Raw genomic sequence first — 23308 nt, 5'->3', positions numbered from 1 at the left:
GGACAACCATGGACGACCTCACCGCACTCGCACGTCACCACCTGGACCGGGCCAAGACCGATCCCCACGGCCGAAGCTCACATCTCTTCCTGCACGACGGGCCGCTGCGGCAGAGCGTGATCGCCATGGTCGCCGGCTGCGAGCTCGACGAGCACAACGCGCCCCCGGCGGCCAGCCTGCAGGTGCTGCACGGGCATGTCCGGCTGACCGCGGGCAAGACCGGCCATGTCCGGCTGGAGCTCATCGCGGGGCAGGTGCAGCGCATCCCGCAGGAGCGCCACGCGCTGGTGGCGGTGGAGGACTCGGTGGTGCTGCTGACCGCCGTGACCGCCACGGTGGGCTGCCCCACCCCCACCGAGGAGGCCGCCGCGCACCACCACGTGGCGCGCCCCCATATGGCGGGCTGATCCGCCATACGGGGGCGCGTGGGCTCACTCCGGTCTCAGCCCGTCACCGGGGCGAGCTGGACGCGGTCGATGTTCGGGGCGTACGAGCTCGCGTTGGAGAAGGTCAGCGTGTTCGCACCCTTCGCCAGGTCGACCGGGACGGCCACGCTCCAGTAGTCGTTCCAGGTCCAGGTGTTCTTGAAGGTGACGCGCTGGGCCGCGCCGCCCCCGACCGCGATATCGGCGGTCCGGGAGATGATGTTGGTGTTGTACTGGTGGCCGTCCGCGCGCTGGTTGTTGGCGTAGTCGACGATCAGCAGGTAGCGGCCCGCCGAGGGGGCCTGGACGGTCAGCTTGAGGTTGTTGGCCGCGCCCGCGCCGAGCGAGCCGACGTAGGCGCCGCCCGAGGCGTAGTCGCTGGAGGTCTTGGCGGCGGCCCCGCCCAGGGTGCCGCTCTCGGCCTCGTACGAGGCGAGTGCCGTGGTGTCGCCCGCGCCCGTCGCGTCGAGGGAGGAGAGCCGGACGGCGGATCCGGTGGCGGAGGTGGCGGTGACGCGGTTGTTGCCCGCGGTGAGGAAGAGGCGCTCGGCCCGCTCGGGGGCGGTGGCCGTGGCGGTGCCGTGCAGGGACAGCTTGACGGGGGCGCCGGAGCCGCGCGGGGTCACGGTGTAGTAGCCGTCGCGCGGCGCGTACACGTCGAAGACCGCGGCGTCCGGGCCGTCGAGCACCAGGGACCCGGTGCCGACGCCGGCCGCCGAGGAGTAGTCGTAGCGCGGGCTGCCGGAGGGGTCCGCCAGGGTGGCCTCGTAGGAGGCGGCGGGGGTGGTGGCAGCCGTCAGGTCGATCTTGTCGAGGGTGACCTCACCCTTGTCGTGGGCCAGGGCGAGGGTGTGGCTGCCCGCGCCCAGCCGGACGGTGATGTGCTGGATGCCGCGGTAGGTCCAGTTGAGCGTGGAGGGGTAGGTGACCGGCTGCGCGGACTGGCCGTCGACGGTCAGGGTCTGGGTGGAGGGGGCGCCGGTCTGGTTGCCGTAGAAGATCGCGAGGTCATAGGCCCCGGTCCTGGGGACGTCGACCTTGAAGGCGACCTTGCTGGTGGACTTGTTGAGGGAGCCGACGTCCTTGGTGCCGGAGGCGGCGTAGCCGTTGGCGTTGGAGACGGTGCCCTGGGTGTAGATCTGGCCGTCAGTGATCGCCGCGGACTCCGCTTCGTACGACGCGCTCCACGGCACGTCGGCTGCCCGCGGGGTGCCGGTGCCGGCCGGGGTGAGCGTGATCCGGTACGCGGACATCGTCTTCATACCGGTCAGCGGCACGGTCACCGAGCCGTCCGCGCCGACCTTGACCTCGCTCCGGGACAGCACGCGCGGCGGCGCCGCCGCGCCCTCGTAGCCGGACCACTCGGCCTCGGAGACGGTCGCCACCACCCGCGAGCCGAACAGGTCGCGGTCGACGTGCTGGACTGCCACGTCCGCGGCGCCCGCCGAGCCGCCCACCAGGATCTGCGCCTGCTTGCGGGACGGGTCGTACGAGGCCAGGCCCTGGAGGGTGTCGATGGCGTTGGCGGTGGGCGGGGTGACCTTGACGGTCCGGCCGGTCATCCCGGCGTACCAGCGGAAGAACCACCAGCCGCCGTTGGGGATGTTGGACCGTACGACATTGCCGCTGAGGTTGCCGGCGGCGTCCCAGTAGGCATGGTTGGCGTACACCTTGTTGCGCTCGAACATCGACACCCACTGGACCAGCTGGCCCGGGACGGACAGGTCGCGGCGGTTGGCGTACTCGTCGATGCTGATCGGGCGCGGCGAGATCCCGACGCTCTTCTCCAGCGCGCGATAGGCGTCGTAGTGGCCCTGGAAGTCCTTCAGCGAGCCCGACGACAGCTCATGCCAGGTCATCACGTCCGGCAGCACCTTGTTGGCCTTCGCCCAGGTCAGGAACTCCGGGAGGAAGCGGGTGTCGTAGTACGCCTCGTTGGGTCCGGCGATCCGGGCGTCGGGGTCGATGGAGCGGATGCGCTGGTAGGCCGTCTTCCACTCGGCGAAGAAGCGGTCCCGGCCCTTCTGGTAGGTGGCGGTGTCGGAGGAGTTGAGCTTGTACCAGATCCAGTCGGGCTCATTGAACGGCACATAGACGAAGCGCTCGCTGTGCGGCGCGCCCGCCACATCCTTGGCGATCTTCTCGACCTTGGGGAGGTAGTCGTCGAAACCCAGATCCTGGTACGGCCACTGGGAGTAGATGTCCTGCATCATGACGTACACATCGCCGCCGCCGTTGCGGAAGTACGGCTTGGAGACCGTCAGCGCGTCGCCGTTGGGGTGCTGGGCCCCGCCCTCCGGCTTCTGCGAGATGGCGGTCAGCTTGAGCGGGGCGAGGACGGCGTCGCTGGGTACGCCGTCGTCGCTCAGCCCGTACAGCGCCCCGTTGGCACCGTGCAGCACCGGGCCCTCGCTCGCGGCGAGGTCGACGGAGACGCGCTGGGCCGCCGCCTTGGACGTTCCGGGGTTTTGGCCATCCGCGTACGAGGCGCCGGGCAGGGTGGCGGCGATCAGCGCCGCCACCCCGGCCACGACGGTGGCGAGAACTCGTCGCTTTCTCATGGGAACTCTTCTCACAGGACCTCCAGTTACTTGACGGCTCCACTGGTGATTCCAGAAACGATCTTTCGCTGGGCAATCAGGAACACCGCGACCATGGGCAGGCTCATGACCACCACATAGGCGAAGACCAGATGCCAGTTGTTGAGGTAGAGCTGTGCGCCGGCGACCTTGTAGAGGCCCAGCGGCAGCGTCGCCTTGTCCCCTCCGCCCAGGACGAAGAAGGCGTAGAAGATGTCGCTCCAGGCGTAGAGCATCACCATGATCGTCGCGGTGGCGATCACGGGCCGCAGCAGCGGCAGAATGATCCGCGCGAAGACGCGCAGCGGCGAGGCGCCGTCCATCCGCGCGGCCTCCTCCAGCTCCAGGGGGATGGTGCGGATGAAGCCGGTCATGAAGAAGATCGACGTGGACAGATACATCCCGGTGTAGACGGCGATCATGCCGGGGCGGGTGTTGGCCAGGCCCAGCTGGCGCAGCTCCATGACGATGGTGATCACGGCGGGCGGCAGCAGCAGCCCGCTGATGGTGAGGGCGTACGCGGCCGACACCAGCCGCCCCCGCCGCCGGGCGAAGACCCAGGCGGCGCCCGCGCCCAGCACCAGGACCAGCACCACCGAGGGCGCCACGACCAGCAGGCTGTTGACGAAGCCGCGCACCATCTCGCCCTCGCTGAGGGCCTTGTCGTAGTTGGCGCCGGGCTGCCAGTGTCCTGGCAGGTCGAGGTTGGGCTTGACGGCTTCGCCCTGGGGCTTGGCCGAGGTGGCCAGCACCAGCCACAGCGGTACGCCGACGGCGAGCGCGGCGAGCAGCAGGACGAGGGCGGGGCGCGCGTACCGCCAGACCCGGGCGGTGGGAGTCATGACCAGAGCGCTCACAGTGTCGTCTCGTTCGCTTCTCCGCCCGCGCGGCGCAGGTGCGGGCATCGTCGTCGAGTGCGGGCCGGCAGCCGCGCGTGCTCCCCCAGCTACCGCTGGGCGGTGCCCCCTGCTCACAGCATCTGCTCCCTTCGGCGCAGTCCGATCACGAGCGGGATCGCGACGGCCACGACCACCAGGAAGAGCACCAGGCTCATCGCGGACGCCTGCGCGTACAGGCCCTGTCCGAAGACCCGGAACATGTAGATGTTGAAGACCTCGGTGGAGGACGCCGGGCCGCCGCCCGTGGTCGCCTGCACGATGTCGAAGGTGTTCATCGAACCGATCAGCGCGGTGGTCACATTGAAGGTGACCGCGGGCGCGAGCATCGGGAAGCGGATCGACCAGAACGTCCGCCAGGCGCCGGCGCCGTCGACCTTGGCGGCCTCCAGCATGTCGCCGGGGATGCCCTTGAGCCCGGCGAGGTAGATGAGCATGGCCAGCCCCATCCACTTCCATCCGTGAATGGCGCTGACCAGCACCATCGTCCAGGTGGTGGAGCCCAGCCACGGGATGTCCGTGCCCAGCAGCTGGTTGACCGCGCCGTCCTGGTCGAGCAGGGCCTGGAAGACATAGCCGACGGCGAGCGCGGAGATCAGCACGGGCAGGAAGAACACCGCGCGGAAGAAGCGGTTGAAGCGGGTGTCCTGCTCCAGCAGCAGGGCCAGCACCAGCCCGAAGACGTTCTGGAAGAGCGCCGCGAGCACCGCGTACACCAGGGTGGTGCGGATGGCGCGGAGCAGCGAGCCGTCGTCGGCGATGGTGGTGAAGTTGTCGAGTCCGGCGAAGGAGATATCGGTGTGGTACGCCGACCAGTTGGTGAACGGGTAGAAGAAGTTCAGCAGGTTCGGCAGCAGGAAGAAGCCCGCGAAGACCACCACGGCCGGCAGCGCGAACCACCAGGGGTGGTGCACGGCCGCCCTCGGCAGCCGCCCCACGTTCTTCGCCCGCCCGCCGACCCCTGCACCTCCGCTGCCCCGGCCGGACCGGGAGCGCGTACGTACGGCGGTGTCTGCCACGGCTGGCCCTCCTCCTCGCTCAGAAGCCCGGAGCGTTCTGGGCCTTGGCCACCTGGGCGAACTGGTCCTGCACCCACTTGGCGACCTGTTCCGGCGATTTCTTGCCGTAGATCATGTCGCCGAGGGCGAGGTGCAGATCGGGGGCGACGATGGCCTTGGCCTGGAACACCCCGATGGCCTTGGGCAACGCGGCGACCTGGTCCTTGGCGGTCTGCGGCAGCCCGTCGGGGGTCGGCACGGACGGCTCGACGGACGGGATCTTCATCGTCTTGATGTAGTCGGCGTAGTCGGGGCCGAGCCAGAAGGCCAGGAACTGGCGGGCGGCGTTCTGCCGCTTCTCGTCACCGGTCTTGAAGGCGACGACACCGTTGGTCTGGTCCGGGGAGTACAGGCCGGTGGCGCTGGAGTTGGCGACGGGGAACCAGCCGAGCTTCTTGTCGATCTCGGCGGTGCTGTGCTTGGCCTGGATCTGGGTCTGGAAGGACGTGACGTTGAGGACCATGCCCGCATCGCCGTTCCACAGGGCGTCCGCGGAGTCGGTGAAGGTACCGGTCTTGTAGTTCTTCTGGGCGAGCCCGGCGCCGAGCAGCTTGTCCTTGTAGGTGGTGATGGCCTTGACGACGGTCGGGTCGGTCCACTTGTTCTCGTTCTTGTTGAGCCCGTCCCACCACTGCTTGTCCAGGTCGGTCAGCTGCACCTGGACCTGCCACTGCAGCGGCCACTTGTCACCGCCCGCCTCGTAGAAGGGCGCGGTGCCCGGCACCTTGTCCTTGATGCGGTGGCCGAGGGCGAGCAGGTCCGCGTAGCTCTTGGGGAAGTCCTTCTCGGCGATACCGGCCTTCTTGAAGACGTCCTTGTTGTAGTAGACGCCGAGCATGGCGGGGCTGGTGACGATGGCGGCGTAGCGCTTGCCGCCGATCACGCCCAGGCTCTTCTCGGTGTCGCCGAGCTTCGCCTCCCAGGGCTCTCCGTCGAGGGTGAGCAGATTCCGCTGCGGCTGGATGAAGGGGAGGGTGGAGATGCTGGGCTGCCAGAACATCAGGTCCGGCCGGTCGCCCGCGGCGAGCTTGGTCGGCACGTTCTGTTCGTAGAGGTCGGGGATGGGCTGGACGTCGACCTTGGCGCCGGTGGCCTTCTCGAACGCCTCGATGACCTGCTTGGGGGCGTTGACCGTGTTCTGCGCGGTCCACATCGTCAGCTTGACGCCGTCGAGCCGGGCCGTGGGGTCGACCTTCGTCTTGGTCGCGCCGCCGGTGTCGTCGCCGCCCGCGGAGGTCGCGTCGCTGCAGGCGGTGGCGGTCAGGGCGGTGGCGCATATCAGGGCGAGGGCGGGGAGGACTCTTCTCATCGCGGTTCTCTGCCTCACTGCGTCGTCGGAGTGCGGGGGCGGGGCGGGGGCGGGGCGGGGCGGGGCGTACACGGAGTGGGGGGTTACGCGGAGGGGTGTGGTGTGGCGTCAGGGGCCGTGGCGCTCACCGGGGCGGCGGGCCGGAGCTCTCCCGGATGATCAGCTCGGGTACGGAAACGGGGTGCGGGGCGACCGGCTCGGCCTGTTCGACCAGCCCGTACAGCAGCCCGAAGGCGGCCCGGCCAAGCCCCGTGAAGTCCAGCCGCACGGTGGTCAGGGAGGGGGTGAGATACGCGGAGTGCGGCGCGTCGTCGAATCCGGCCACGCTCACCTCGCCGGGGATCGCCCGGCCCGCCTCGTGGAGCGCGCGGATCACACCGAGCGCCAGGTCGTCGTTGCCGCACAGGATCGCGGTGACCGACGGGTCGCGGGCCAGCTTCTGCCCGGCCCGGTAGCCGCTGGCCGGGTCCCAGCTGCCCGCCACCGGACGCTGCTCGGCCGCCCCGGCCTCACGCAGCGCGTCCCGCCAGCCCGCGGTGCGCTGGCCGGTGCGGCGGGTGCTGGAGGGGATCGCGACGTAGTGCACGGTCTCGTGGCCGAGGCCCAGCAGATGGCGGGTGGCGGCGCGGGCCGCCTCCCGGTCGTCGGTCCACACCCAGGGACGGTGTTCGCCCGGCGGGCTCGCGGGGGTCTCCACCACGCCCACCACCGGCAGTTCCTCCGGGATCGCCGCCAGCGCCCGTACGCCCGCGGTGTCGTACGCCATCACGATCAGCCCGCCGCCGGCATCGGCCGCGCGCTGCACCTCGGCGCGTACGGCGGCCTCGTCGGCGGTTTCCAGCACGCCGATGCCGACCGCGTAGGAGGAGGCGCGGGCGGCTTCCTCGATGCCCTGGAGGGTCGCTGCGTAGCCGTAGTGCATGGTGTTGGCGGTCAGCACGGTCACCGAACGCGCGCGTCCGCTGGCCAGGGCGAGGGCGGTGGCGCTGCGGCGGAAGCCCAGCTCCTCGATGGCGGCGAGCACGCGCTCGCGGGTCGACGGCTTGACGCTCGGATGGTTGTTGATCACCCGCGAGACCGTCTGGTACGAGACGCCCGCCGCACTCGCCACATCGCGGATTCCTGGCCGTCTTGTGTGACCGGTCACATTCATGCCAGGATTGTGACCGGTCACATAGGGGTCGTCAAGAGAAAGAACGCAACAGGGAATCACGGACGGATCAGACACGGACCAGGTACCGACCAGGAGGGGACACGTTGACCGGTACGGCATCCGAGGTGGCGTCAGACGGCGCCCTGGAAGTGTTCACTTGGGGCCACGCGCGCCTCACGGCCCACTTCGCGACGGGCGTCGACGGGGTGGTGCGGCTCGTACGGCTGACGATTCCGGACGGCGAGGGGCCTTCCCCCGAAGGGCCTTCCCCCGAGCGGTCCAGCAGCCCCCACTCCGCCCCGCTGCCGCTTGTCGAAGTGCTGGCCCTCGGCCACGGCAGCGAGTGGTCCGGGCAGCGCGGCATCGAGACCGCGCTGGGCGCCCGGCTGCGCTACCGGGGCCACCGGGCCGTACAGGACATGCGGGGCAGCCAGGGCTGGCACCGGCTGACGTTCGACCTCCACGACCCGGACACCGGCCTGACCGCCGAGGTCCGGCTGTCCTCCCCCGACGGGCTGCCGGTGCTGCGCGGCGAGGTCCGGCTCGCCAACGAGGGCACCGCCCCGCTGACCGTTCAGGCCGTCACCAGCCTCACCCTCGGCGGGCTCCCCTCCCCCGACGCGCTCGATGTGCACCTGGCCCGCAACGACTGGCTCGCCGAATGCCGTTGGGCGAGCGAACCCCTGCGCACCCGGATCGTCGACCTCAGCCGGGACGCCCACCAGCACGACAGCCGCGCCGCCCTCGTCCTCCACAGCCGCGGCGGCTGGCCCTCCGACGGCCATCTGCCCATGGGCGCGCTCACCGACCGCACCACCGGCGACGCATGGGTGTGGCAGATCGAGTCGCCGACCGGCTGGCGGTGGGAGACCGGGGAGCGGGCTCACGGTACGTACGCCGCGCTCCACGGGCCGACCGACGCCGAGCACCAGTGGCGCGAACGGCTCGCCCCCGGCGCGTCGTTCACCACCGTGCCCGCAGCGCTGGCGCTCGCCCGGGGCGGCGGCCTCGATACGGCCCTGGCCCATCTCACGGCCTACCGCCGCGCCACCCGCCGGCCGCACCCTGACCACACCACCCTGCCCGTGGTGTTCAACGACTACATGAACACCCTCATGGGCGACCCCACCACCGAGCGCCTGCTGCCGCTGATCGACGCCGCCGCCGAGGCCGGGGCGGAGTACTTCTGCATCGACTCCGGCTGGTACGACGACGACGCCCAGGGCTGGTGGGACAGCGTCGGCGCCTGGCGGCCCTCGGCCCGCCGCTTCCCCGGCGGCGGCATCCAGGCCGTACTGGACCACATCCGCTCCCGCGGCATGGTCCCCGGGCTGTGGCTGGAGCCGGAGGTCGTCGGCGTACGCAGCCCGGTCGCCGCCGAACTGCCCGACGACGCCTTCTTCCAGCGCGACGGGGTCCGCCTCGTCGAACACGGCCGCCACCACCTCGATCTGCGCCACCCGGCCGCCCGCGCCCACCTCGACAAGACCATCGACCGCATCGTCGGCGAATGGGGCGTCGGCTATCTCAAGCTCGACTACAACATCAGCGTGGCGCCGGGCACCGACTGGCACCCCGAAACCGGCGAGACCGGCCGCCGCACCGCCCCCGGCGCGGGCCTTCTCGCCCACGCCCGCGCCTACCAGGACTGGCTGGCCGCCGCGCTCGACCGCCACCCCGGGCTCGTCATCGAGAACTGTGCCTCGGGCGGGATGCGCATGGACTGGTCCTCGGTGGCCCTCACCCAGCTCCAGTCCACCAGCGACCAGCAGGACCCGCTCCGCTACCCGCCCATCGCCGCCGCGGCGCCCACGGCGGTGCCACCGGAGCAGGGCGCGGTGTGGGCCTATCCCCAGCCCGAATTCACCGACGACGAGATCGACTTCGCCCTCGCGGGCGCCCTGCTGGGCCGCGTCCACCTCTCCGGCCACCTCGACCGGATGTCACCGCGACAGCTGGCCCGGGTGCAGTGCGCTGTCGCGACGTACCGGCGGCTGCGGGGCGATCTGGTCACGGGGGTGCCGTTCTGGCCGCTGGGGCTGCCGGGGTGGGACGACGCCTGGGTGGCGCTGGGGGTGCGCAGCGGCGCGGCCACGTATGTGACGGTGTGGCGCCGGGAGGGCGGCCCGGCGGAATGCACGCTGCCGCTCGGGCACTTGGCGGGCCGTCGGGTGGCGGTCGAGGTGCTGCACCCGGCCGCCGCCTCGGGCGCCGAGGCGCGGTGGGACGCGGGGCGGGGCGAGTTGACCGTGGCGCTGCCGCGTACGCCGATGGCCCTGCTGGTCCGACTGACCCCCGCTGGGCCCGCCGCGTAGCGGGCGGGGCGCCCGGGTAGCCGCCCGCCGGACGGGATAGTCGCCGGACGAGGGTGGTGGCCAGGCGGCGTAGTCACCGGACGAGGTCACCAGACAGGGCCGTCGCCGGACGGCCCGGACGCCGCACGTCCGGCGTACGGCGTACGGGCCGCACGTCCGAGCGCACGGCGCTCGGCACGCGCGTCCGGCGCGCGGGGCTCGGGCCGCGCGTTCGGCGTCCGGCACCCCGGCGTCTGACGTCCGGCACCCGACGCCCGGCATCCCGAGCCCGCGCCCGCGCCCGGGGCACCCGACGTCCGGCGCCCTCAGCGTCCGCGGCACCCGACGTCCGGCGCCCTCAGCGTCCGCGGCACCAGCACCCAACTTCTACTGGCCCGCTTGGTGGTCGAGGACCCGCTCCAAAAGCCCCCGCAGCTGCTCGCGTTCGGCCGGCGAGAGCGGCCCGAGCAGCGCGTCCTGCGTCGTGGCGAGCGCCGAATCCAGCCGCTCCAGTTGCCGTACCCCGGCCGCCGTGATGGTGACGGTGTTGCGCCGACGGTCCGCCGCGTCCTGGACGCGCTCCACGTACCCCTTCTCCACCAGCTCGTTGACCGCCCCGACGACATAGCTGCGGTCGATGCTGCAACGGCGACCCAAGGCCGCCTGACTGGACGGCCCGAACTCCTCGAGCGCGGCGAGCAGCGCGTAGTGGTAGCGGGCCGCGCCGGTGGCGGCGAAGGCCTCGGAGGCCAGCCGGTGGGCGGGCACCGCGATGTGGGTGATCAGCCAGCTCGGCAGCGCTCGGAGCCGGGTGGGCTTGGCGTCGGGCGCCGGGTCGTCGGCCGTCGTCTTCATGCGGGCAGCCTAACAACATTGTTGGCGCGACCCACGAATGCAGCTATCGTTGTCACCACCAACGTTGGCCAGGCCAACGTCACTAAGGCCGGTCCGCCATGCCCGTAAAACGCCGATTTCCTTCACCCACCCTTCATTGAGGTGCCCCATGCCCACATCCGCCCAAAAGACGGCCGCGCCCGTGTCCCCCACCCCCGACCCCCGCCGCTGGTGGGCGCTGATCGCGATCGCCACCGGCCAGCTCATGATCGCGGCGGACGGCACGATCATGAACATCGCGCTGCCGTCCGCCCAGCGGACGCTGGGCCTGTCGGACACCGGCAGCCAGTGGGTCGTGACCGCGTTCGCGCTCGGCTACGGCGGCTTCCTGCTGCTCGGCGGCCGGGTCTCGGACCTCATCGGCCGCCGGCGGGCCCTGCTGCTGGGCCTGACGGGCTTCGCCGCCGCCTCCGCGCTGGGCGGGTTCGCGGTGAACCCGCCCATGCTGCTGACCGCCCGCGCTCTGCAGGGAGTGTGCGGCGCACTGTTCACCCCGTCCGCCCTCGCCCTGCTCGGCACGGCGTTCACCACCCCCGCCGAACGCGGCCGAGCCTTCGGCGTCTACGGCACCATCATGGGCAGCAGCACGGGCGTCGGCGTCGTACTCGGCGGCGTGTTCACCGACTACCTCAACTGGCGCTGGAGCCTGCTCCTGAGCGTGCCCATCGCGCTCGCCGCGGGCCTCGGCATCGCCCGTACGGTCCGCCCCACGCCCCGCGACCAGGGCGCAGCCCGGCTGGACGTACGCGGCGCGGCGCTCGCCACCACCGGGCTCATCGCCCTCGTCCACGGCTGCACCCGGGCGCAGACCGACGGCTGGTCCGGGGGGCTCACGCTCGGCTCCCTCGCCGCGGGCGGCGCGCTCCTCGCGCTCTTCGCCCGCACCCAGAGCCGTACCGCCCATGCGCTGCTGCCTCCGCGCATCGTGCTCGACCGGGCGCGGGGCGGGGCGTATCTGGCCGTGCTGAGCCTCGCGGCGGGCAACTTCGCCGCGTTCTTCTTCCTCACCTTCTATCTGCAGAACGTGCTCGGCTACTCGCCGATCGAGGCCGGCCTGGCCTTCCTCCCCTTCACCGCGGCCATCATGCTCGGCGTACGGGTCGTCGGCCGGCTCGTGATGCGCGCTCCGGTGCGGCTGCTGTTGTGCCCGGGGCTGCTGACGACCGCGGCCGGGCTGGCGCTGCTCGGCCTACTGCGCCCCGACAGTGACTACGCCACCCACGTGATGCCCGTCTTCGTCCTGCTGGGCCTGGGCGTCGGCTGGGTGCTGGTCCCCGCCAACAGCACCGCGACGCTCGGCGCGGGGCCGGATACGGGGGTGGCCGGGGCGACCGTCATGACCTCCCAGCAGGTCGGCGCATCGCTCGGCACCGCCCTGCTCGGCACCCTCGCGACCACGGCGAGCACCGACTACGCGGGCTCTCACGCTCCGGCCGCCGGTCTGGCCGACCGCGCGGCGGTCCACGGCTACCACGTGGCCGGGTTCGCCGGTGCCGCGTTCCTCTGTGTGGCGGCGATGGCGGTGTTCCTGATCAGCGGCCACAAGAAGCCGACACCGTAAGCCCGCCGCCCCCACTCCCCGCCCCACGGAACCGACCCTCGCACCTCGCAGGAGCAACCCATGCCCAAGGCGATCACCCCCTTCCGCATCGACGTCCCCAAGACAGAACTCGACAACCTCGCCGCGCGACTCGCCCACACCCGCTGGCCGGATGAACTCCCCGGCGCCGACTGGGAGTACGGCGTGCCGCTCACCCACCTCAAGGGGCTGGCCGAGCACTGGCGCACCGCCTACGACTGGCGCGCACAGGAAGCGCGCCTCAACCAGTTCCCGCAGTTCACCATGGACATCGACGGGGCTCGTGTGCACTTTCTGCACGTCCGCTCCCCCGAGCCGGACGCGCTCCCGCTGATCCTGACCCACGGCTGGCCGGGGTCGGTGGTGGAGTTCCTCGACGTCATCGGCCCGCTCACCGACCCCCGCGGGTACGGCGGCGACCCGGCCGACGCGTTCCACCTGGTGATCCCGTCCATCCCCGGCTTCGGCTTCTCCGGCCCCACCCGCGCCCCCGGCTGGAACGTACCCCGGGTCGCCCAGGCCTGGGCCGTGCTGATGCGCAGCCTCGGCTACGACCGGTACGGCGCACAGGGCGGCGACTGGGGCTCGGCGATCTCCCGCCTTCTCGCGGCGATGGACCCCGACCGTTTGGTCGGCGTCCACCTCAACTACCTCCCGACGCCCCCGCCTTCCGAGGCCGACGCGGCACCGGCCGCGCTCGCCGACCTCTCGGAGGAGGACCGGGCGCGCATCGCCAGGCTGGAGCGCTATCGCGCCGAGCCGGTCGGCCAGGTGCGCATGCAGGCCACCCGGCCCCAGACCGCGGCCTACGCCCTCACCGACTCGCCGGTCGGCCAACTAGCCTGGATCGCCGACATTTTCACGTCCTGGAGCGACCCTTCGCATCCGATCGACACCGACCGTCTGCTGACCAATGTGATGCTCTACTGGCTCACCGGCACCGCGGGCTCGTCCGCCCGGCTCCACTACGAGTCCGTACGCCACCGCGGCCGCCCCCTCGCCTGCCCCGCGCCGCTGGGCGTGGCGGTCTTCCCGCACGATCTGGCGCTTCCCGTACGGGCCTTCGCGGAGCGGGCATACACGATCATTCACTGGACCGAGTTCGACCGAGGCGGCCATTTCGCGGCCCTTGAGGTACCCGAACTGCTCATCGGTGACATACGGGCGTTCTTCCGCACCGTGAGGTGACGGAACCCGGAAGGTGACCGCACACGAGAGGCGTCGACCCATGTCAGTCGCCGCCACCTCCACCGCCACCCCCGCAGGAGAAGTGGCCGCCGCCGGAGTGGGACCCCCAGTCCGAGCCCGAATCCGAGCCGGAACCCCAGCCCGAACCCGAACCCGAGTCCGAGGCGGAGGCGGCGTCCAGTTCGCGGTCATACTCGTCGCTGTCCTCAATGGCCTCGCCCATACGGATCAGGCTGGCGCCGAGCCCGTCCTGATACGGCGTCGCCTCCCTGACGGCCTTGCGCAGGCGCTCGTCCTCAAGGGCGGCGAGGCCGTCGAAGACATACGCCGGAAACACCTCCTCCCGCTTGGCCGACTCCAACTCCCGCTCCCCCGCGGGCGTAAGGCGCTGCCGGGAGCGGTTGAGCAGGCCGTACGCGGCGAGTCGGCGCCCGATCTTCTTCATCTCGGCGCCGGACCGGACCTCCGCGACCGCGAGGTACGCGTTCTTCCCCACCGGGTGGCACTGCTTGATGAGTGCGCGCTCGATCGGGTGGTCGGCCGGATCCCCGGCCCTGAGTGCCCGCAGCCTGGTGCTGATGAGCTTGATCGCATCGCGCTCGCGCAACTGGATAAGGGCAGTCCGGGCCACGCGCCGCGGCCCGCCCGCCAGATAAGCGATGTCGTACATGTCGAGTGTCAGCGGCGCCGCCGGGTCGCGGCGCCGGAATATCGTCCGCACAGGAATGCCCCCGTCCATCCCACTGATTCCCGTACTGCCAGTATTGTCAGGCTGATACCCCGCGAACCGGGCCGGCGCCATCCCAGAGGAAGACTTGAGGTTGGCGGCCGCACCCGGCCCCATCACCCGTCGGCCGCTTCCGCACCGCAAGGGTCCATCACTCGATCGAGTTGCCTTCGATTATCGGCGCTACTGCGCTCCCAAGTCGCCTCCACGCTGCGGGTGTGCATGATCCAACACACCTGTACGCACCCAGGTCGCCACGGAGATCGAGTTGCCGTCCGGTTCAGGAGGCGCGTCATGACGCCTGACATGCGCGACGACCAACCGAAGTTCAACCTGATCGAAAATGAGACCTACGAAGACGCAGTCCAGCGGCGTGTCGAAGCGATGGACGCGCTCGGCGAATACATTCCCCCTCCCTCTACGAACTTTTCCTCAAGCGGCGAAATCGCCGCTGTATACGTCCCAGCCGAACACGTAAGGCGGATCGGCGGCGTTGACCACGCACAGCACCTGCGTGATCAAGCCGTCTGGGCAGCTTCAGAGTTCGACGGGTGAGGTGGCCAGGTCGAGTTCGACCCAGACTTCCTTGCCGACGGTTCGCTCCCGTACGCCCCAGCGGGTGGCCAGCGCGCGGACGATGAGCAGCCCGCGCCCGAACTTGTCGTCGGGGGTGGGGTGGCGCGGTCGGGGGAGGCGTTCGCCCTTGGCGTCGGAGACGGCGATGCGCAGGCGGCCTTTGGTAAGGGTGAGCTGGACGCGGAAGTTGCGCCCCGGGACGCCGCCGTGGAGGACGGCGTTGCTGCCCAGCTCGGAGACGATGAGCGCGGCGTCGTCCGCGAGGGCGGGGTAGCCCCAGTGCGCGACCAGCCTCGCGGTGTGCCGACGGGCGAATGTCACGCTTTGGGGGAGCGGGGTTGTAGTCGACGCGGTCGTGATGGACGACGGGGTCGTTGGGGTCAGGGATCCGGGGGTCTTGGGGCGCGAATGCCATCGCACACCTCCAGCAGGCGATTACGGGCCTGGGCACACGGAGGCAGGGCGGGGTGCATCCGCCAACCCACCTCGCTGTGCAAGCAGTTCATTACGGACCGTAGCGCAGCACTTTGCATGGCATCAACTCCATCGTGCAGAAATATTTCTCGAACTCGGGTTGTGACTCGGTGAGGAGCGACTGCAAACTGAGGCGATGTTCACGGGAGGCGATGACGCAGTGCCAGATAGCCGTGCCAGCCGGGGTACTTCGGTGTCGACGGTCCTTGGTCGAAGATTGGGCGGCGAGCTGCTCCGTCTACGCGAGGCGAAGGGGCTCAGGCAACCGCAGGCAGCAGAAGCCCTCAGCGCGTCGATCGCCAAAGTCGCGAAAATGGAGCGCGGCTTGGTGCCCATGCGTGATCCCGACGTACGGGCACTCTGCCAGCTCTACGGCGAGACGAGCCCTGATGTGGTGGACCGGCTGCTCAAGCTGGCGAAGACCGACCGCGATCGGCGCAAAGCAAAGGGCTGGTGGAACCAGTACCCAGAACTTCGCTCCCTGGTCGAGTACGTTGCCCTCGAAGACGTCGCGACCACTGTCCACACATGGCAGTCAGCCTTCGTACCGGGTCTCCTCCAGACTCCCGACTATGCTCGCGCGCTCGCTGTCGGTAACCACATTTGGGGCGACCCCGATGAGATCGAGCGCTTCGTGGAGGCCAAGATCGCGCGCCAGGCGCGCCTCGACGGCGACTCCCCGCTGCATCTCTGGGCGATCGTGTCCGAGGCGTCGCTGAGGCAGTTGGTCGGCGGTCGCGACGTCATGCGCGCTCAGCTGGAACATCTGATCCGCATGGTGCGCCTCCCCAACGTCAAGTTTCAGGTTCTCCCTTACCTCGCAGGCGCTCACCCAGGTATGACCAGCGCGTTCAACATCGTCTCCTTCTCCGAACCCGGCGCGATGGACGTTGTCTTCATGGACACCACATCAACTACTCTGTGGCTTGAGAGCGAGACGGACGCGGCCCACCATGGGGTGCTCTTCGACCGCATCGCACGCCTCTCGCTGGCACAGCACGACTCACTTGCCCTGATCCGGCGCGTCTGCGAGGAGATGTAGTACGTGGCTGCCCTTGAGTTCGTGAAGTCGAGCTACAGCAGCGGCGGAGGTGAGTGCGTCGAGGTAGCCACCAACGCGCCGGACGCCGTCGCGATACGAGACTCCAAGCACCCGGAAGGTCCGATGCTCCGCGTGCCGCCCGCCGCCTGGGCGGCCTTCCGAGCCGCCATCGCCGACGGGCGGCTCGCGTAGCACACGAGCAACGGAGGGCCGCACCGCACTGACGAGAGCTCTCGTTGTCCGGCCCTAGGGGACGCGGACAACTCGTCGCCGGGTGACCCCGGTTCGGGCAGGACATCACGGCCAAGGACGGAAACCGTGTCCCGGTGAGCAGTAGCCCCCGGGAGCGGCCCGACAGATTGGTCCGGTCCGCCGGATCAGGCAACGCACCGTGACGAACGCGGCGGCGGAGTAGAGGCAGAACCCGACGATCTCGCTCGTGCACCGTACGAACGACCGCTGCATGAGGGACCGGAGGGCCGAGAATTCCAGTTGCCGCCATTGTTCGTTCGGTGATCGAGTGGGCGGATGGACCATGAAGCGGTACTTTCCCTGTTCGACCGGCAGATGCGACAGGACGCGCGAGCCGGCGATCCTGAGGGGAGGGTCGAGCAGATCGGCGACGTGGTGCGGCAGATCGGCGCCGGCAACGACGACTGGAACGGGGTCGTCTGGTCCGATCTGGATGAGGTCACGGCGGACGCGGCGATCACGGCACAGGTCCAGTACTTCGCCTCGCTGGGGCGCGAGTTCGAATGGAAGCTGTATGGTCACGACCAGCCTGGGAGTCTTGCCGGGCGGCTGCGGGCTGCGGGGTTCTCCCCCGAGCCTGAGGAGACCTTGATGGTCGCCGAGATCGACGACCTGTCCATCGGCGTCGAACTACCTGAGGGCGTCCATGTGCAGTCGGTCACCGGCCCATCCGGTGTGGATCTCGCGGTCGACGTCCACGAGCAGGCGTTCGGTACGAGTGGCGTCCGGCTTCGCCACCGCATGCTCTCCCAGCTGGCCGGGAGGCCGGAAACCTTGAGCATGGTCGTTGCGATGGCCGGCGACCTGCCGCTGTGCGCCGCCCGGATGGAACTCCACCCGGGCACCGCCTTCGCCAGCCTTTGGGGCGGGGGCACCGTCCCCGCATGGCGAGGTCTGGGCATCTACCGGGCATTGGTCGCCCACCGGGCCCATATCGCCGCCGAACTCGGCTATCGCTATCTGCAGGTCGATGCCTCCAGCCAGAGCCGCCCTATCCTGCAACGCCTCGGGTTCGCCGTTCTGAGCACCACCACGCCACACGTGTACCGGCCATAGAGCGTCTGAGGACAGGCGTCATTCCAGGCGGCGGGATCCGGTGAGCGTCAGGACAGGGCGTGTCCGTAGTGGGCGCTGAGCGAGGCGAGGTCCGGCTCGCCGAACTCGGCGCGCAGGGCGTGGAATGCGTCGACCTTCTCCGTGCCGAACCGGACCACATGCGCGGCATACGCGTCGAAGGAGACGAACGCCGGAGGAGTCGCCTTCGTGTGGAACTTGTCCGCGTACATCACCAGCTGCTCCTCTACGGTCTCCGCCACGTAGTCGGCCACCGGCAGAGGCAACTCCTGCCGCTCGATATCGTGCCGTGTGAGCCCGACACCCGTGTGGCAGGAACAGAAGCGACACAGCCGCTCGGGGAAGCCCTCCTGGCGGAGGATCGTGTGCCCGAGCACCCCGTGGCGGATGTAGTCGCCGGCCCGGAGTCGGCCCCCGTTGTCGTAGAGCCGGTAGACGCCGATGTCGTGGAGAAGGGCACCCGCGCGGACGAGGTCGGAGTCGAGCCGGTGGCCGTCGGCGGCCAGCAGTTGCTCGGCGACTTTCCAGACGATCTCGCAGTGCGCGTACACGAGGTGGAACGCTTCCCGCGTCGGTGCGTACTTCTCGTGCAGCGCCCGTATGTCGTCGACCGTCGGCAGAATCACGGCGCGAGCTTAGCAACCTCGGCTCGTAAACTCCCGACCTATCCACCTTTGTCCACTGCACCCGATACGCGGCTTCGCCGCGGACCCCAGGGGCGGAGCCGCGTACCGATACAGCGGCGAAGGGGAGGGGTTGCGGAATGTCCCACCGGACGGGTCCTGGGCGGCCCGTGGCGCCCGAGAGCCCGCGAGCTATTCCGGCACGGTCCGTACCCGGCCGATGTCGCAGACCATCGCCCCGATCGTCGTCTTCATATTGCGGCGCAGCTGGTCCAGCCGACCCTGAAGGATCGCCGTGGCGTTGGCGGGGTCGGCGCGTACGGCCGCCCGGGCTCCGCTGTCGCCCGGGCCGTGTGTGAACGACTGGCGGACCACCGTCTGGTCGGGCCGCACGGCGGGGCGCAGGTTGTAGCGCCAGGTGGCGAAGGGTTCGTGGATTTCCGGGTCGCCGCCGTATACGTCCCAGCCGAACGCGTACGGCGGATCGGCGGCGGTGACCACGCACAGCACGTGCGTGACCAAGCCGTTCGGGAACCGATTGCGGGCCTCGTACCGCGCGCCGACCTCCGGTGCGGTCCAGCCGTCCAGCCAGGCCGCGTAGGTGCACTCCGGGCTCCACTCGCCGAGGCGCGAGAGGTCCGTGATCGCGGCCCAGAGCTCGTCGACGGTCAGGTCGACGAGCAGTTCCACTTCGGTGTGGGCGCCGGTGACTCCATAGTCCTCATCCATGTGTGGGTAGACCGGCCGGGCGCCGAAAACTCATCGCGGCCCGGCGCCGGGTCAGGGCGGCGTGGGGTCACAGGACGGCCGTACCGCGCAGGCAGGTGGTCGTCGCTCCGCCGACCCAGACGGTCCCGTCGGGGTCGGCGGTGACCGTGACGGCTCCGGCCCGGCCGAGCCGCGCGCCCTGGGAGACCTTGTGGCCGGCCGGGGCCACGCCGGTGCTGGTGAGCCACTGGCCGACCGAAGCGTTCATGCTGCCGCACACCGGATCTTCGGCCACCCCGACGCGGGGAGCGAAGGTGCGCAGCTCGAACGCGTGCTCCGAGCCTGGCGGGTACGCGCCGATCGCCCCCACCATGGCCGTCGGGATCCGCGACAGGTCGGGCTCCAGGACCCGCACCTCCTCGGCGGTGGCGAGCCGGACGACCGCCCAGCCGGGGCCGTTGTCGACCCACTGGTGGGCGAGCACCTGGTCGCGGTCGATGCCGAACGCCGCGACCACCTGCTCCAGATACTCCTCCTCCAGATCCCCGGTGCGCCGGGTCGGCGGGGCGGCGGGGCGGCGGGGCGGCGAAGGACAAGGTGCCCTCGCCGCGGCGCACCTCGACCAGCCCGGCCGCGCACTCCTGCACGATGCGGTCGCCTCGGCGGGGGCTCCCGCCCTGTTCGAGCCAGGCGTGGGCGGAGCCGAGCGTGGGATGGCCGGCGAACGGAAGCTCGCCGTCGGGGGTGAAGATCCGCAGCCGGTAGTCCGCGTCCGGGGTCGAGGGCGGCAGTACGAACGTCGTCTCGGACAGGTTCGTCCAGCGGGCGAGGCGCTGCATCGCCTGGTCGTCCAGGTCGGCCGCGTCGAACACGACGGCCCGGCGTCCGGACAGAGACCTCTCACACATTGGACTGCGACCGATCAGTTTTGGAGAAGCCACGCACGTCAGCGGCTCCCTAAGATCGAAATCGCCCCGCAGAACAGCAAAACAGCAGAACAGCGGGGACACCGACCGGAGGGAGACCGAAATGAGCGACGCCGAGTTCACGGCCGAGGAGCGCGCCGCGATGAAGGAGCGTGGCCGGGAGGTGAAGGCGGCTCGCCGAGGCTCCACCAAGGCGGACGGCACGAGCGAGGTGCTGGCGAAGATCGCCGAGATGGAGGCGGGCGACCGCGCCCTGGCCGAGCGGATCCACGCCGTCGTCACGGCGGCGGCGCCGGAGCTCACGCCCAAGCTCTGGTACGGGATGCCCGCGTACGCGAAGAACGGCAAGGTGCTCTGCTTCTTCCAGTGCGCCGCGAAGTTCAAGGCCCGCTACTCCACCCTCGGCTTCAGCGACCAGGCGAACCTGGACGAGGGCGCGATGTGGGCGTCCTCGTACGCGCTGACCGGGGAGTTGACGGCCCGCGACGAGGCGCGGATCTCCGAGCTGGTGAGGCGGGCGGTGAGCTGACACAAGATCGCCCAGTCCCCGAGGCCGACACCGGCGGCGAGTAAAGTGCTTGCACCTGGGGCGTCTTGACAAGCGACCGGCGGTCGGCTCGCCCTGGACCGTGGTTGGGACCAAACGGGGGTGGCCGTGGCACGGAACGCGCAGCCGGGCGAGCTGATCGGAGGCCGCTACCGGCTGGTCTCCGACCTTGGCTCAGGGGGATTCGGGCGGGTCTGGAAGGCTCACGACGAGACCCTGCGCATCGACGTGGCGGTCAAGGAGCTGTGGCTGCCCACGTCGGTGTCGGAGACCGAGCAGGACGAACGGCTGGCGCGCGCCGAGCGTGAGGCCCGCAACGCCGCACGGCTGCGGGACCACCCGAACATCGTCGCGGTACACGACGTCGTCATCGAGGACGACCGCCCCTGGATCGTGATGCGACTGGTCGACGGCTGTTCGCTGGAGAAGCGTCTCGCCGAGCACGGACCGCTGTCGGCGGAGGAGGCGGCGAACGTCGCCGAGCGGCTGTTGCACGCGCTCGGCGCGGCACACGACGCGGGGATCGTGCATCGCGACATCAAACCGGCCAACGTCATGATCGCCTCGAATAGCGATGTCCTGCTCACCGATTTCGGGATCGCGGTACACCACTCCGACACCGCCCTGACCGCCACCGGGGCGATCATCGGCTCGGTGGAGTACATGGCCCCCGAACGGGTGCGTGGCACCGACGGACTGGCCGCCAGCGACCTGTTCTCCCTCGGGGTGACGCTGTACCAGGCCGTTGAGGGGGTCTCGCCGTTCCGCCGCGACACCCCCACCGGATCGCTGACGGCCGTCCTGTTCGACCAGGCACCACCGCCCCGGCGGGCCGGACGGCTGGCACCGCTTATCACGGGGCTGTTGGACAAGGACCCGGCCCGGCGCCCGACCGTAGCGGCGGCCCTGACCTCGCTCCGTTCACCAACAGCGGCCATGACCACGCAGACCGCTCGCCGCGTGCCCGAGACGGTCACCGTCACCTCGCGCTCCAGCGCTGCCACTTCACGCCCCCGGCGCAGGACAGGGGCGCTCGTCGCCGCGGGCGCCCTGGTTCTGGCTTGCGTCGTGACCGGCCTGGTACTGAAGTGGCCGTTCGGGGATTCCGATGGCAAGACCGCCGACAAGAAGGTGGGCGGTAGTACCCATGGCGGCACGATCGGTGTGGCGTTGCCGACCAAGAGCTCCGCTCGGTGGAGAGCCGACGGTGACATCATGAAGAAGCAGTTCGAGGCCAAGGGTTACAAGGTCGACCTGCAGTACGCCGAAGACGATGCCAACCAGCAGATTTCGCAGATCGATAACATGACCGCCAAGGGGCACAAGCTCCTGGTAGTCGGCGCGGTCGACATCTCCGGGCTGACCAACGTGCTGGACCGGGCCAAGGACGCGGGCGTCAAGGTCATCGCGTACGACCGGCTGCCGTTGAACACCGACGCGGTCGACTACTGCGTCACCTTCGACCACCGCAAGATCGGCCGGCTGCAGGGCGGCTACATCGTCCACAAGCTGGGGCTCGACAGGGGGGAGAAGGGCCCGTTCAACGTCGAGTTGTTCGCCGGTGCGGCCGGCGACCCAAACACCCAGTACTTCTTCGACGGCGCGATGGCAGAACTCAGACCGTACATCGACAAGCACCGGATCGTGGTCCGCAGCGGCCAGACCGACCTCAACCAGCTCACCACCGAGCGCTGGAGCGGCGCTGTCGCCCAGGATCGGATGGACGATCTGCTGAGCGAGTCGTACACCAAGGCCAGGGTGGACGCGGTGCTCTCGCCGTACGACGGCATCTCCATGGGCATCCTCTCAGCGCTCAGGAGCGCCGGCTACGGCACCGGGAGCCGGCCGTATCCGATCGTCACCGGGCAGGACGCGGAGCTGACCTCGGTCAAGTCGATCATCAGGGGCGAGCAGGCACAGACCGTCTACAAGGACAACCGCAAGCTCGCCAAGGACGCCGTGCGGATGGGCGACGCCCTGCTGGCGGGTAGCAAGCCGAAGGTCAACGACACCAAGACGTATGACAACCACAAGAAAGTCGTCCCGTCCTATCTGCTCCAGCCGGTGAACATCGACAAGTCCAACACCCGGATTCTGGTGAACGAGGGCTACTACACCGCGGCCGAGCTGGAACAGTAGGCCCCTCGCGCACCGGCTGCCTTCACCCCGCCAGCCACTGGTCGTACGCCAGCTTGCAGACCAGCGAGACCACGACGACCACCAACACCCCCCGTACGAACCCGCTCCCCCGCTTGAGCGCCATCCGCGCGCCCAGCATCCCGCCGCCCAGGTTGAAGAGCGCGAGCAGCGCCGCCATGCGCCACAGGACCGTGCCCTGGATGGCGAAGGTGACCAGCGCGCCGAAGTTGGTGCAGACGTTGACGACCTTGGCCGTGGCGGAGGCTGTGACCAGGTTCATATGAAGGGCCGCAACCAGGGCAATGACGAGGAAAGTGCCGGTGCCCGGGCCGATGAGGCCGTCGTAGAAGCCGATGCCGAGGCCGATGGCGAGGATCGCGGCCAGGATCCGCTGCCTGGTCAGGGGCTCCGCGGGTGCCGGGGCGGTGCCGAAGGCCGGGCGGAGCAGGACGAACGCGAGGACGGCCAGCAGGACCACCATGATCAGCGGACGCAGCACGGCGCTGTTGATGCCGGAGGCGAGGAAGGCGCCCGTGAGGGAGCCGACGACGGCGGCGGCGCCGATGCGCGTGGCGAGCCGTATGTCAAGCGGGGTGCTGCGGGTGTACGTGATGGCGGCACCGGTCGTGCCGACGATGGCGATCGCCTTGTTGGTGCCGAGGATGTAGGTGGGCTGGTAGTGCGGCAGGCCGACCAGCATGGCCGGCAGCAGCAGGAGGCCCCCGCCTCCTACTACGGCGTCGATCCAGCCGGCGCCGGCCGCGGCCAGGCAGAGCAGGAGCAACGTCACCAGCGGTATGTCAGGCATGGTCAGGAGCCTAGAGCCGCCCGGAAACCCGGACGGA

The 23308-nt window shown here is 70.1% G+C and carries 22 protein-coding genes and 2 pseudogenes; 11 read left to right on the top strand and 13 right to left on the bottom strand.

Translation table 11 applies throughout. From position 1 onward, the window contains the following. The first annotated feature begins 8 nt into the window (after positions 1 to 8). Entirely contained in the window at positions 9 to 407 is a 399-nt protein-coding gene (locus ACFV2X_RS10825) for a cupin (RefSeq protein ID WP_089506580.1), read from the top strand. 35 nt (positions 408 to 442) lie between these two features. Here ACFV2X_RS10825 and ACFV2X_RS10820 read toward each other — a convergent pair whose 3' ends face one another. The 5 genes from ACFV2X_RS10820 to ACFV2X_RS10800 all read right to left on the bottom strand — a co-directional run bounded on the left by ACFV2X_RS10820 (position 443) and on the right by ACFV2X_RS10800 (position 7420). Then, the gene (locus ACFV2X_RS10820) at positions 443 to 2986 is read right to left on the bottom strand and encodes a CBM35 domain-containing protein (RefSeq protein ID WP_385614118.1); all 2544 of its coding nucleotides are present in this window, start codon (positions 2984 to 2986) and stop codon (positions 443 to 445) included. A gap of 26 nt (positions 2987 to 3012) precedes the next feature. Then, positions 3013 to 3846 (bottom strand): carbohydrate ABC transporter permease, encoded by an 834-nt coding sequence (locus ACFV2X_RS10815; protein WP_385614115.1) that lies wholly within the window; start codon positions 3844 to 3846, stop codon positions 3013 to 3015. Positions 3847 to 3974: 128 nt separating this feature from the next. Continuing rightward, on the bottom strand, positions 3975 to 4919 hold the full coding sequence (locus tag ACFV2X_RS10810; RefSeq protein WP_385614112.1) for a carbohydrate ABC transporter permease: 945 nt from the start codon (positions 4917 to 4919) through the stop codon (positions 3975 to 3977). A 19-nt stretch (positions 4920 to 4938) separates the two neighbouring features. Then, the gene (locus tag ACFV2X_RS10805; protein ID WP_385614109.1) at positions 4939 to 6267 is read right to left on the bottom strand and encodes an ABC transporter substrate-binding protein; all 1329 of its coding nucleotides are present in this window, start codon (positions 6265 to 6267) and stop codon (positions 4939 to 4941) included. A 124-nt stretch (positions 6268 to 6391) separates the two neighbouring features. After that, positions 6392 to 7420, bottom strand: a complete 1029-nt coding sequence (locus ACFV2X_RS10800; protein WP_385614106.1) for a LacI family DNA-binding transcriptional regulator — start codon at positions 7418 to 7420, stop codon at positions 6392 to 6394. A 104-nt stretch (positions 7421 to 7524) separates the two neighbouring features. Here ACFV2X_RS10800 and ACFV2X_RS10795 point away from each other — a divergent pair, with 104 nt between their 5' ends. Beyond that, positions 7525 to 9735 carry an alpha-galactosidase gene (locus ACFV2X_RS10795; RefSeq protein ID WP_385614103.1) on the top strand — a complete coding sequence of 737 codons (2211 nt, stop codon included), beginning with the start codon at positions 7525 to 7527 and terminating at the stop codon, positions 9733 to 9735. Positions 9736 to 10101: 366 nt separating this feature from the next. Here the strand turns inward: ACFV2X_RS10795 and ACFV2X_RS10790 are convergent, their stop codons facing one another. After that, entirely contained in the window at positions 10102 to 10569 is a 468-nt protein-coding gene (locus ACFV2X_RS10790; protein WP_385614100.1) for a MarR family winged helix-turn-helix transcriptional regulator, read from the bottom strand. A 148-nt stretch (positions 10570 to 10717) separates the two neighbouring features. Here ACFV2X_RS10790 and ACFV2X_RS10785 point away from each other — a divergent pair, with 148 nt between their 5' ends. Together ACFV2X_RS10785 and ACFV2X_RS10780 are read left to right on the top strand one after the other, a co-directional pair. After that, positions 10718 to 12169 carry an MFS transporter gene (locus tag ACFV2X_RS10785; protein WP_385614098.1) on the top strand — a complete coding sequence of 484 codons (1452 nt, stop codon included), beginning with the start codon at positions 10718 to 10720 and terminating at the stop codon, positions 12167 to 12169. 60 nt (positions 12170 to 12229) lie between these two features. After that, a complete protein-coding gene (locus ACFV2X_RS10780) occupies positions 12230 to 13375 on the top strand; it encodes an epoxide hydrolase family protein (protein ID WP_385614096.1) in 1146 nt (381 codons plus the stop codon). Positions 13376 to 13418: 43 nt separating this feature from the next. On the opposite strand, the gene ACFV2X_RS10775 is transcribed toward ACFV2X_RS10780, so the two are convergent. After that, positions 13419 to 14096: a TIGR04222 domain-containing membrane protein gene (locus ACFV2X_RS10775; RefSeq protein WP_385614093.1), complete on the bottom strand. Its 678-nt coding sequence runs from the start codon at positions 14094 to 14096 to the stop codon at positions 13419 to 13421. A gap of 300 nt (positions 14097 to 14396) precedes the next feature. Here ACFV2X_RS10775 and ACFV2X_RS10770 point away from each other — a divergent pair, with 300 nt between their 5' ends. Then, on the top strand, positions 14397 to 14657 hold the full coding sequence (locus tag ACFV2X_RS10770) for a hypothetical protein (RefSeq protein WP_385614091.1): 261 nt from the start codon (positions 14397 to 14399) through the stop codon (positions 14655 to 14657). Here the strand turns inward: ACFV2X_RS10770 and ACFV2X_RS10765 are convergent. Then, positions 14640 to 14999 carry an ATP-binding protein gene (locus ACFV2X_RS10765; RefSeq protein ID WP_385614088.1) on the bottom strand — a complete coding sequence of 120 codons (360 nt, stop codon included), beginning with the start codon at positions 14997 to 14999 and terminating at the stop codon, positions 14640 to 14642. The genes ACFV2X_RS10770 and ACFV2X_RS10765 overlap by 18 nt on opposite strands. Positions 15000 to 15288: 289 nt before the next feature. Here ACFV2X_RS10765 and ACFV2X_RS10760 point away from each other — a divergent pair, with 289 nt between their 5' ends. From ACFV2X_RS10760 to ACFV2X_RS10750, 3 genes are all read left to right on the top strand, one after another. Beyond that, positions 15289 to 16194, top strand: a complete 906-nt coding sequence (locus ACFV2X_RS10760) for a helix-turn-helix domain-containing protein (RefSeq protein ID WP_385614086.1) — start codon at positions 15289 to 15291, stop codon at positions 16192 to 16194. 3 nt (positions 16195 to 16197) lie between these two features. Beyond that, positions 16198 to 16386 (top strand): DUF397 domain-containing protein, encoded by a 189-nt coding sequence (locus ACFV2X_RS10755; protein ID WP_385614084.1) that lies wholly within the window; start codon positions 16198 to 16200, stop codon positions 16384 to 16386. Between the two features lie 336 nt (positions 16387 to 16722). Beyond that, entirely contained in the window at positions 16723 to 17502 is a 780-nt protein-coding gene (locus tag ACFV2X_RS10750; protein WP_385614082.1) for a GNAT family N-acetyltransferase, read from the top strand. 47 nt (positions 17503 to 17549) lie between these two features. Here the strand turns inward: ACFV2X_RS10750 and ACFV2X_RS10745 are convergent, their stop codons facing one another. From ACFV2X_RS10745 to ACFV2X_RS10730, 4 genes and pseudogenes are all read right to left on the bottom strand, one after another. Beyond that, positions 17550 to 18146 carry an HD domain-containing protein gene (locus ACFV2X_RS10745; RefSeq protein WP_385614079.1) on the bottom strand — a complete coding sequence of 199 codons (597 nt, stop codon included), beginning with the start codon at positions 18144 to 18146 and terminating at the stop codon, positions 17550 to 17552. Between the two features lie 189 nt (positions 18147 to 18335). After that, on the bottom strand, positions 18336 to 18872 hold the full coding sequence (locus tag ACFV2X_RS10740) for an SRPBCC family protein (RefSeq protein ID WP_385614077.1): 537 nt from the start codon (positions 18870 to 18872) through the stop codon (positions 18336 to 18338). Positions 18873 to 18939: 67 nt separating this feature from the next. Next, entirely contained in the window at positions 18940 to 19368 is a 429-nt protein-coding gene (locus ACFV2X_RS10735) for a PhzF family phenazine biosynthesis protein (RefSeq protein WP_385614074.1), read from the bottom strand. Positions 19369 to 19519: 151 nt separating this feature from the next. After that, positions 19520 to 19690 (bottom strand): annotated as a pseudogene (locus ACFV2X_RS10730) (PhzF family phenazine biosynthesis isomerase); the annotation flags it as partial. Between the two features lie 190 nt (positions 19691 to 19880). Between ACFV2X_RS10730 and ACFV2X_RS10725 the strand changes: the two are divergent. From ACFV2X_RS10725 to chvE, 3 genes and pseudogenes are all read left to right on the top strand, one after another. Continuing rightward, a complete protein-coding gene (locus tag ACFV2X_RS10725) occupies positions 19881 to 20306 on the top strand; it encodes an iron chaperone (protein ID WP_385614072.1) in 426 nt (141 codons plus the stop codon). Positions 20307 to 20426: 120 nt separating this feature from the next. Continuing rightward, positions 20427 to 21224, top strand: a pseudogene (locus ACFV2X_RS10720) (serine/threonine-protein kinase); the annotation flags it as partial. A 36-nt stretch (positions 21225 to 21260) separates the two neighbouring features. After that, a complete protein-coding gene (chvE, locus tag ACFV2X_RS10715; RefSeq protein WP_385614567.1) occupies positions 21261 to 22463 on the top strand; it encodes a multiple monosaccharide ABC transporter substrate-binding protein in 1203 nt (400 codons plus the stop codon). Positions 22464 to 22485: 22 nt separating this feature from the next. On the opposite strand, the gene ACFV2X_RS10710 is transcribed toward chvE, so the two are convergent. Then, positions 22486 to 23271, bottom strand: coding sequence for a sulfite exporter TauE/SafE family protein (locus ACFV2X_RS10710; protein WP_385614070.1), 786 nt, complete (start codon positions 23269 to 23271; stop codon positions 22486 to 22488). Positions 23272 to 23308: the final 37 nt, after the last annotated feature.

Source organism: Streptomyces sp. NPDC059679 (assembly GCF_042734105.1).
Lineage (GTDB): Bacteria > Actinomycetota > Actinomycetes > Streptomycetales > Streptomycetaceae > Streptomyces.
The sequence above is the reverse complement of the archived record's forward strand: the minus strand, read 5'-3'. Positions and strand labels throughout refer to the sequence as shown.